At 71.9% G+C, this 9,417-nt stretch carries 10 protein-coding genes; 4 read left to right on the top strand and 6 right to left on the bottom strand.

Translation table 11 applies throughout. The features are described from left to right. Positions 1-79 precede the first annotated feature (79 nt). On the bottom strand, positions 80-823 hold the full coding sequence (locus tag ACWGIF_RS37050; RefSeq protein WP_453504155.1) for a carbonic anhydrase: 744 nt from the start codon (positions 821-823) through the stop codon (positions 80-82). Positions 824-1,176: 353 nt separating this feature from the next. Here ACWGIF_RS37050 and ACWGIF_RS37055 point away from each other — a divergent pair, with 353 nt between their 5' ends. Further along, positions 1,177-1,419 carry a hypothetical protein gene (locus tag ACWGIF_RS37055; protein WP_453504157.1) on the top strand — a complete coding sequence of 81 codons (243 nt, stop codon included), beginning with the start codon at positions 1,177-1,179 and terminating at the stop codon, positions 1,417-1,419. Positions 1,420-1,464: 45 nt separating this feature from the next. Here the strand turns inward: ACWGIF_RS37055 and ACWGIF_RS37060 are convergent, their stop codons facing one another. Continuing rightward, positions 1,465-3,198 carry a protein kinase domain-containing protein gene (locus tag ACWGIF_RS37060; protein WP_453504159.1) on the bottom strand — a complete coding sequence of 578 codons (1,734 nt, stop codon included), beginning with the start codon at positions 3,196-3,198 and terminating at the stop codon, positions 1,465-1,467. A gap of 271 nt (positions 3,199-3,469) precedes the next feature. Here ACWGIF_RS37060 and ACWGIF_RS37065 point away from each other — a divergent pair, with 271 nt between their 5' ends. After that, positions 3,470-3,658, top strand: coding sequence for a DUF4236 domain-containing protein (locus ACWGIF_RS37065; protein WP_453504161.1), 189 nt, complete (start codon positions 3,470-3,472; stop codon positions 3,656-3,658). A gap of 117 nt (positions 3,659-3,775) precedes the next feature. Next, positions 3,776-4,423, top strand: coding sequence for a hypothetical protein (locus ACWGIF_RS37070; RefSeq protein ID WP_453504163.1), 648 nt, complete (start codon positions 3,776-3,778; stop codon positions 4,421-4,423). Positions 4,424-4,570: 147 nt separating this feature from the next. Here ACWGIF_RS37070 and ACWGIF_RS37075 read toward each other — a convergent pair whose 3' ends face one another. From ACWGIF_RS37075 to ACWGIF_RS37090, 4 genes are all read right to left on the bottom strand, one after another. After that, positions 4,571-6,061 carry a cellulose binding domain-containing protein gene (locus tag ACWGIF_RS37075; protein ID WP_453504164.1) on the bottom strand — a complete coding sequence of 497 codons (1,491 nt, stop codon included), beginning with the start codon at positions 6,059-6,061 and terminating at the stop codon, positions 4,571-4,573. A gap of 288 nt (positions 6,062-6,349) precedes the next feature. Continuing rightward, a complete protein-coding gene (locus tag ACWGIF_RS37080; RefSeq protein WP_453504165.1) occupies positions 6,350-6,721 on the bottom strand; it encodes a VOC family protein in 372 nt (123 codons plus the stop codon). Between the two features lie 69 nt (positions 6,722-6,790). Beyond that, a complete protein-coding gene (locus ACWGIF_RS37085) occupies positions 6,791-7,897 on the bottom strand; it encodes a PP2C family protein-serine/threonine phosphatase (RefSeq protein ID WP_453504167.1) in 1,107 nt (368 codons plus the stop codon). A gap of 66 nt (positions 7,898-7,963) precedes the next feature. Next, entirely contained in the window at positions 7,964-8,776 is an 813-nt protein-coding gene (locus tag ACWGIF_RS37090; protein ID WP_453504169.1) for a LysR substrate-binding domain-containing protein, read from the bottom strand. A gap of 58 nt (positions 8,777-8,834) precedes the next feature. Here ACWGIF_RS37090 and ACWGIF_RS37095 point away from each other — a divergent pair, with 58 nt between their 5' ends. After that, positions 8,835-9,239 carry a DUF5997 family protein gene (locus tag ACWGIF_RS37095; protein ID WP_453504171.1) on the top strand — a complete coding sequence of 135 codons (405 nt, stop codon included), beginning with the start codon at positions 8,835-8,837 and terminating at the stop codon, positions 9,237-9,239. Positions 9,240-9,417 lie beyond the last annotated feature (178 nt).

The raw sequence follows: 9,417 nt of genomic DNA on the forward strand, positions 1-9,417 counted from the left end.
GTCGGAGCCCCGACCGGGACGAGCCGCACGCGGCACCGCCGTGCCGACGTCAGGTGAGGTCAGGCCAGGTCGGGTCAGGTCATGACAGCGTGCGTACGTGCTGGTCGCGCAGCTCGTAGCGGGCGGCGACCACGGCCAGTTCGCCCGCCGCCACCTTCCCCGCGAGATCGGGCTCGGCCGCCAGCCGGCGGCGGACGCTGCGGACGTGTGCGTCGATCGTCGCGTCGAGGCGGGCGGCACCGTGCTGACGGTGATCGATGGACGGCCGTATCTGATCGGCCAGGTACTGGATGTGAGCCGGGAGCGGCTCGCCCGTCTCGTCCGCGTGAACCGCCGCGGAGACGGCTCCGCACGACTGGTGGGCCAGGACGAGCACCAGCGGTATGCGCAGCTCCAGGACCCCGTACGCGACGCTCCCCAGCACCGCCTCGTCCAGCACCTCTCCCGCCGACCGCACGGTCAGCAGGTCACCCAGCCCCTGGTCGAAGACCAGCTCCGGAGCCACCCGCGAATCGACGCAGCCCAGCACGATCGCGAAGGGCTGCTGACCCTCGACGAGCCGGCGGCGCAGGTACGCGGACTCGTGCGGGTGCTCCTGGCGCAGCGTCCGCCAGCGCTGATTGCCGGCCGCCAGCCTGCGCAGGGCCTGCTGGGGCGTGATGACGCGCTCGGCGGTCTCCGGATCCCACGAGGAGGCGGAGGCGGGCAGGGCCGTACCGAGGGTCAGGCCCGCGCCGACGGCCGCCGTGCCCGCCATGGCGGTGCGCAGCAGGGCGCGACGGCTGCGCGGAACGGCGGCGGGGACCGGTGTCTTCGAATGCATGGCCGGACCGTAACCCCCAACCGCCTACAGCGGTGTTGGCGGCGTGGGCACAATGGCGGGATCCGTGCGCGGACAGGCTGGATGGGGGCGCGATCCGGTTGAAGGCGGGCCGAAGGGCTGTACAGCACCATCCCAGCCGCCGGGCCCGCCGGACCACCGGCATATCGGCTGGCCGGTGCCCCCGGATCATCGGCCGCATCGCCGAGCCGGCCGAGCGGAAACGCCGTGCGCAAGCCGGGCCGGCGAGGCCGCGGCCGGCACCGCCGAGCTGCCGTCGGGGCGACCCGGCCGTACCGTTGATACGCCCGACGCCGTCCCTCCGTAACAGGAACTCCGAGGACAGGATTCCAAGGATGCAGCACGCCTACGTTCTGATCGAATTCGACCCCGGCACGCCGGATGTTCCGGAACGTGTACGGGCGCACAGCCTCGGCATGTGCAAGCAGACACTGGTCGGTTCCCCGGTCTCGGGCGAGTTGATCGTCCACCTCGCAGCCGAAGAGGGTCCGTACATGAACGAGGCCACGGTCTCACTGGCCTCACAGGTCGAAGGCGTCAGCCGGCTGACGGTGTTCCGGATCGCCGGCATGCCCTGACCGGGGCGGATAGGTCTCCCACGCGGAGCGGGGGCGGGCCCGTCGCTAGCAGCGGGCCAGTGTGCCGCTCTCGCGGGTGAGGTGGGTACTGGACATCCAGCCTTCGGTGTTCGTGCCCTCGATACGGGCGTAGATCCACTTGTTGCCATGGGCGTTGGTGACATAGCAGTGGTAATAGACCTTCATTCCGGTCTTGACCACGGTCACGTAGCTGCACTCCGCGTACGGCCCGGTGTAGAGGTGGGAGTTGTCGGCCAGGTAGCCGAAGCCGTTGCTGCGGTTCTCGTGAGCCCAGCCGGTGCACGCCGTGGACACCGGGGTGGGTTCCTTCACCGTGGCACTGGGCTTGGTCTCCGGCGAGGCGGGCGGCGTCACGGCCGTCTTGGCAGCTGAGCTGCCGGGCGTCGGCGTGGCAGTCGCCTTCGGGGACGCGTCGGCAGAACCAGCGGACGACGGGGTGCCGGCCCCGGCCGGCTGGTGGGTGCCCGTCGGGGAGCTGACGACAGGGGGCGTCGCCTGCGCACCTTCTGCGGTCGTGCCGCCCTCTTGGCCGGTCAGGGCGTAGGTGATTCCGCCGCCTGCGGCGAGGAGCGCGACGGCCGCCGCTGATGCGACGAGGGTGCGGCTGCGGCGTCGAGCGCGACCGGCCGTGGAGCGGATCGTTTCGGGGGAGGGGACTCCGGCGGGGCCCGCGACCGGTGCGCCGGGCTGCGGAAGCGCCGACGGCAGGTCGGGCTGAGGGTGGCCCGCATGCGGAGGCTGAAACTGCGGAGTGGGCTGGGGGTACAGCGGGGGGCCGAACCCGGGGGGCGGGGCGACGGCGGCCACAGCCGCGGGATCCACCGTGGGGGCGGGAGTGGGAGTGGGAGTGGGAGTGGGGGCGGGGGCGGCGGACGCGTCGTGCAACGGCCTGCCCAGGGCGACGCGTTCCAGCATGTCGCGTGCCTGGTCCGCGGTGGGCCGGTCCTCCGGTTCCTTCGCCATCAGCGCCTGGAGCACCGGCGTGAGGGGTCCCGCCCGCCGGGGCTCCGGAAGTGGCTCGGTGACGATGGCCGACAACGTGGACCATACGGAATTGCGGCGGAAGGGAGAGGTGCCCTCCACGGCCGCGTACAGCGTCATACCGAGCGACCAGATGTCCGACGCCGGACCGGGCTCCCTGCCCTGTGCGCGCTCCGGGGGCAGGTAGTCGAGGGAGCCGACGATGTCACCGCTGCGGGTCAGCTTGGCCATGGCGTCGTCGCCGGAGGCTTCCATGGTGGCGATGCCGAAATCGGTGAGGACGACCCTCCCACCGTGCTCCAGCAGCACGTTCGCGGGCTTGACGTCCCGATGCAGTACGCCGGCCCGGTGCGCGGCGTCGAGGGCGTCCATCAGCTTCGCGCCGATCGCCGCGGCCTCGTGCGGCTCCAGGGTGCCGCGCTCCCTCACGAGGCCGTCGAGCGACGTCCCGTCGACGAGTTCCATGACGATGACCGGCAGGCCCTGCTCCTCGGCCACGTCGTGCACGGTGACCACGCCGCTGTGCCGTATTCGGGCGGCGGCCTGCGCCTCCCGCTGCATCCGGGTCCGCAGATCGGCCAGATCGGCTGCGGAGGCGTCGTTGAAGGCGCGCAGGACTTTGACGGCGACCTCGCGGTTCAGCAGTTCGTCCACTGCCCGGGCGACCACTCCCATGCCGCCGCGTCCGATCAAGGAGGTCACCCGGTAACGGCCCCCGAGGAGCTTGCCTGTCAGCTCTCCGCCATTCGTTTCCCCCGTCGTCACCGCACGCTCCATTCCAACCCGTTCGTCATCCATCAACCAGCGGACTCAAGGGTAGAGGCAGGCGTGTGAGAGGAGTTCGGCGGCCTTCCTGCAGGAGAACACGCTCTCACCTGGCCTTGCGGCGGACGGGAAGGTGTTCTGGTCTGCCGCGCCATGGGCGAACCGGCCGCGCAACCGCCGGGGGCGCATGGAACGGGCGGCGCCGGACACACGTATGGCAACTGGTCTGAACACAGGAGCAGTCGGTCCGCCCGTCCCTACGCGCACTGAGGAGCGAGACGTCATGCCGCTGACCTTCCGCAAGAGCTTCAGGATCCTGCCCGGCGTCCGGCTCAACATCAACCGCAAGTCGTGGTCGATCACCACCGGCGGCAAGCACGGCCCCCGCCGCACCCGCAGCAGCACCGGACGCCGGACCACCTCCATGAACCTGCCCGGCCCCTTCGGCTGGCGCAAGACCAGCCGTGGCTGATCCATGGGATGCACGCCGCGTCCACGAACCCCCGGCCGGATCGGCCGGGGGTTCGTGGTGCCGAAGCCGTCCTCCCGCCGTGCGAGGCTTGTCCGGCACACGGGAGGAGACCACACCATGCACACACCGAGCAGGCCCGAAGACCTCGACCACCCCGAGCTGTTGTGGGCCAGGGCGGTGACCATGGCCATGGTCGACGCCGCATGCCAGGCCCGGACCGAGTTCGCCCTCGACGACGACGGCCTGTGGTGCCACTCCACGGGCGCGTGCGGCTGGTGGCGGCTGACCGTGCTCGACGGAGGGCGTGCGGTGTTCTGCGGCCAGGACCCCGACGGCAGTCACACCCATGTCGGCGGCGAACAGATCGATTTCCTCGCGGGCGGCCCCGACTGGCTGCCGTGGGACCTCCTGCGGGACGACGCCGCCGGAAACCTCTTCGGCTTCGTCTACTGGTGGGAGGACGGCGCCTGGCACCGGATCCCGTACCCGGAGGAACTGGACGAGGACGGGCTGGAGGGGGCCGCGGCCTGGGTCGGATCCCACGAGGAGTTCCTCGGCCTCACCGTGTCCTCGTACGACGCCCCGTACACGGTGGAGCGGAGCCTGACCGAAGGCGTCGCACGGTTCGCGGCGCTGGCTCGGGAGCACAAGGCCGACACGGACGCCGTGACGGCGCTGGTGACGGCGGCCCACACCGCAGGCGGTCCCGCCCCACGGATCGACGTGGCACTCGACATCGCCGCTCGCGCGGGCATCCTGGCGTAGCGAGGACGCAAGGACGGGCCCGCCGCACCTCATGTGCAGCGGGCCCGTTCCCGTTTCCCCGTTCCCGCTCTCCGTGCGGCCGTTCCGCGTGGGCCGTTCCCCGTTCGTTGCTCGGGGGGAGGGGGGCAGGCTGCGCCGCCGGCGCGACTACTTGAGCGCCGCGAACGCCTTCGTGAAGGCCAGCGGCTGCTGCAGGATCGAACTGCATGTGGCGTCCGCGTAGTTGACGGCGCCGGCCGCACACTGCTTGTCGCGTGTCGAGGACCACATGGCCAGTCGGCCGATGCCCTTCCCCGCAGCGAAGTCCACGAGCTGCGTCGCGTCCTCGACGGTGAAGATCTCGGTCGTGACATCGTTCACGCCGATCATCGGCGTGACGGCCACGGCCTTCCACGCCGCCGCGTCGGAGAGCCCGAGCACACCCTTGAGCTGCGCCTGGGTGGCCGTAGCGGCCTGGATCGCGTACTGCCCCATGTCCCCGCTGTACGCCGGCCCGTAGTCCATCGCCATGATGTTGACGGCGTCGACCCGTACGCCGTTCTTCTTGGCGTCGGCCAGCAGCGCCACGCCCGGCTGGGTCAGGCCCTCCGGCATCACGGGCAGGGTGAAGGCCACGTCCAGGCCCGGGTGGGACTTCTGCAGCCGGGCGATGGCCTGCGCGCGGCGTGCGTTGGCCGCGGTGTCGGGCAGGGCCGCGCCCTCGATGTCGAAGTCGACCTTGGTGAGCCGGTACTGGTCGACGACCTTCCCGTATGCCGCCGCCAGATCATCCACGGTGGCGCAGTTCAGGGCCAGTTCGTGTCCGGCGGCCCCGCCGAACGACACCCGTACGTCGCCGCCCTGGGCGCGCAGCGCACTGATCTGTCCGGCGACCTTGTCGCTCGCGAGGTCCGTGACGCCGCCCCACAGCGGGGCACAGCCGCCGCCGGAGGTGATGAACGCGAGGTGGTACTCCTTCACGCCGGTCTTGGCCGCGGTGTCGAGAAGGTCGTACGCGGGGTACAGAGACGTGTCCACGTAGGGGGCGAAGCGCGCGCCGCCGCCTCCGGGTCCGGGCGCGGGGGTGGTGGCGGTCGCGGTGGGGGAGGGCGACGCGGTTCCGGTCGGCGCCGAGGAGGTCGGGGGCGCGGTCGGAGCCGGGCTCGCCGTGACGGTGGGGCGGGCGGTGGGGCGTCCGCTCGGCTGGGCCGTCGGGCCCGTGCCCACCGAGCACTTCACGCCGTTGATGAGACATCCGGTCGGGTCGGCCAGGGTTCCGGTTCCGCTCGTGACGAAGCCGACGGTGAGGGAGGCCCCGGCCGCCAGCTGCCGGTTCCAGCTCGCGGGCTTGACGGTGACACGCTGGCCGGAGACCGTGTGGGTGCCGTTCCAGAGTGAGTCGATCTTCGTGCCCGCCGGCAGGTCGAACTGCAGCGTCCAGTCCGACTGGGCCTGCCCGCTGCTGTTCGTGATGACGTACTGGCCGGTGTAACCACCGCTCCAGGAACTGGCCTTCGTGTACACGGCGCCGACGGACGTGGCCTGCGCGGTCCCGGTGAAGGCGAAGGCCGCACCACCGATCACCGCCGCCGCCACGATCGATCCCGTGACCTTCGCCGTACGACTCGTCCTGCGCCGGTGCCCGACTGTGCTGCCCATCGCGTGCCTGCCTCTGTGTTACTGGGGAGTTGGGGATGCGGCAGCACGCTAGCCGCCCCGAAACGGACATTCGTTCGTTTCGGCGCGACCTCGATGAGTCTTAGGTTCCGCTTAAGGAAGAGGAAAGAGGGACATCAGGAAGCGGCCTCGCGGAGCCGATCTCGCCCAAGGGGCCGTGCTGCTGGAGCCCCGGAAAGCCCAGAGGCCGGCGCCGGGAGGCATGGGCACCGGGAGCCATGGCACCGGAGGGCCGGCCCTCCGGCATACGGGGGATCGTGCCGGGCGAACTCAGCCGTGGGCGGCGTCGATGACGCAGAAGCGGTTGCCCTCGGGGTCGGCCAGCACCACGAAATCGGGGTCCTCGGGGTAGGAGTCCCAGTCGACGTGCCGTGCCCCCAGCGACACCAGGCGCGCCACCTCCGCCTCCTGCTCCGCCGCGTCCACCGCGTACAGGTCGAGGTGGACGCGCGGGTGTTCCTGTAGGGGCGTGACGCTGCGGCCGAGCGCCAGGCCGGGCCCGCCGCCGTCGGCGGGCACCAGGACGGTCCAGCCGTCGTCCACCTCGCCGTCGCGCGGGAGGTACCCCAGCGCCCGGATCCAGAATTCCGCGGCCCGCCGCACGTCCGCGGCGCCCATGACGATCGTTCCGAGGGTGAGCATGATCCGATTCTGGCAAATGCCACGGCGGATCTCCCGCCGGGCCGGCTCCCGCCCGCGTTCTGTGCCCGGCTACCGCGCAGTCCGCTCGATCGCCACCATCGCGGCGTCGTCGCCCAGGGTGTTGCCGGCCGTGTGGGCGAGCAGGTCCTCGCACAGGTGGTCCAGCAGGGCCTGGGGGCCCAGGCCCGCGCAGGCGGCCACGCGTTCCGCGAGGGGGTAGAACGTGCCCGACCGGTCGCGCGCCTCCAGGACGCCGTCCGTGTAGAGGAGCAGGACGTCACCCGCCTCGAAGACGAAGGTCTGGGCGGTGACGGCCGACTCCACGAGCCCGGCCAGACCCAGGGGCGGCGCGGACCGGGCCACTTCCAGGCCGACGGCCCCGCCGTCGCGGAACAGGCGCAGCGGCGGGGGATGACCGCAGCTGACGAGGTGCAGCAGCGGCTCGTCGTCCGGGATGTCCAGGACGGCCGCAGTCACGAAGCTCTCGCCCTGGTCCCCGGCGCCGTCCAGGTCCGCGGAGACGGCGGCCTCCAGGTAGTCCACCAGGCCCGGCAGATCCGCCTCCTGGTGGGCGGCGGCCCGGAAGGCGCCGAGGACGAGCGCGGCGTCCCCGACCGCCGCCAGGCCCTTGCCGCGGACGTCGCCGATGATCAGACGCGTCCCCGTGGCCGTACGGGCGGCGGCGTACAGGTCGCCGCCGATCTGGGCCTCGGCGGCGGCCGCCAGGTACACGGAGGCCACGCGCAGTGGACCGATCCGGTCCGGCAGCGGCCGCAGGACCACCTGCTGGGCGGTCTCCGCCACCGAACGCAGCTGGATCAGTTCCTTCTCGTGCACCTCGCGCAAGTGGGCGAAGAAGGTCACGAAGACGGAGATCATGACGAGCGCGATGATCTGGAAGGTGTGGTTCAGATCGGTCAGGCTGGTGCGCGTCGTCGCCACCACCACCTGCGCCAGCACGGCGACCAGGCCCACGAAGCCCGTCATCCGCGGCCCCGCGAACGAGGCCGTCACCGCCGGGGCGGCGACCAGGAACGGCCCGAGGTGAACCTCCGGCGGAGCCAGGACGTCGACCACCGTCACAAGGGCGATCAGCGCGAACGGGACCGCCGGCTGGGCGCGGCTCACCTGCCGGGGCCGGTGCCGGCGAGCTGTGGGCGACGGCCGGGAATCCATCCTTCCTGCATACACCGCGAGGCGGTCCGGATCCCCGAAGCCAGGCCGTCGGGGACCCCGCCGGTCCTACGGGCGACGGCGGGGCTTGCCGCTCTTGCCGCCCTTGGCGCCGCCGGAACCGCCGCGGGGGTTCTTGCCCGCGGACTTCCCGGACGCAGACCTGCCGGACGCGGCCTTTCCGGACGCGGGCTTCCGCGGGCCACCGCCGGAGCCGCCCCCCGCCTCCGGGCGCTTCCGCTTCTCCTTCGGCTGCGGCGGGGTCGGGCCGCCGCGGCCGCGGGTGCTGTTCACGGTCCGGCCGCGGACGATCCCGATGAACTCCTCCACCAGATCGGTGGTCTCCTCCTGCGGCCACGACAGCGCGACCCGCGACTCGGGTGCGTCCGTGACCGGCCGGTAGGTGAGGTCCTTGCGGTGGTGCAGACGGGCGAGCGACTGCGGGACGACGAGTACGCCCACCCCCGCCGCCACCAGCTCGATCGCGTCCGCCGTCGTCTCGGGGCGCTCGATCGCGGGCTGTCCCGGAAGCTTCTCCCAGCCGAGGGTGTCGTCGAGCGGGTGCAGCACGATCTCGTCGGTGAGGTCCTCGGTGGACACCTCCTCGGCCGTCGCCACGAGGTGATCCTTGGGGATCACGACGACCGTGGTCTCGGTGTAGAGGGGGATCGCGCTGAGGTCCGTACGGTCGACCGGCAGCCGGACGAATCCCGCGTCGGCGCCGCCGGCCCGCAGGACGCCGAACGCCTCGGCGGGGGACACCGCGACGAGGGTCAGCGGGACGTCGGGCAGCCGCTCGTTCCAGATCCGCACCCATTTGGTGGGTGTCACCCCGGGGACATAAGCGAGCCGGAACGAATGGGGTACTTCCGAGCCTGTCACCCCGCCAGGTTACCGGTCGTGGTCGGAGGTAGCGCACACGCTCGATACTCTTGACACCATGACGTCGCACCAGAGCACCCAGACGATGAAGCCCGCGACCGCGGCGAAGAAGCTGGGCGTGTACCTCGAGGCCACCCCCGCCGAGTTCCAGGAGGGTGTCGTCTCGCGCAACGAATTGAGTGCGCTCCAGGCCGATCCGCCCGAGTGGCTGCAGGAGCTGCGCCGCAACGGCCCGCACCCCCGACCGGTGGTCGCGGCCAAGCTGGGCATCTCCATCGCGGGCCTCGCCCGTGGCGGAGTCACCGAGCCCCTCACCACCGAGCAGATCGAAGCGCTGAAGCAGGAATCTCCCGAGTGGCTGCAGCGGGAGCGCGCCACCCAGGCCGAGGTTCGGAAGGAAGCGGTGCGGATCAAGGAGAAGAACGCGGAGCGGGCCGAGAAGGCCCGCGAGCAGCACTCCTGACCCGCGTGTTCGATGTCCCGCCGGGGCGGGGCCCCGCCCCGGGGGGCACCCCCCCCCCCCCTCACCCCCCCCCCCCTCTGCGCGCCGGCCCCTCCCCCCCCCGGGCCCCCCCACGAAGGCGGGAACACCGACCGGGATCAAGCAGAAGGCCGCAGGAGAGGGCAGCGGAACGGTGATG

This window comes from Streptomyces sp. NPDC054849 (genome assembly GCF_053610945.1).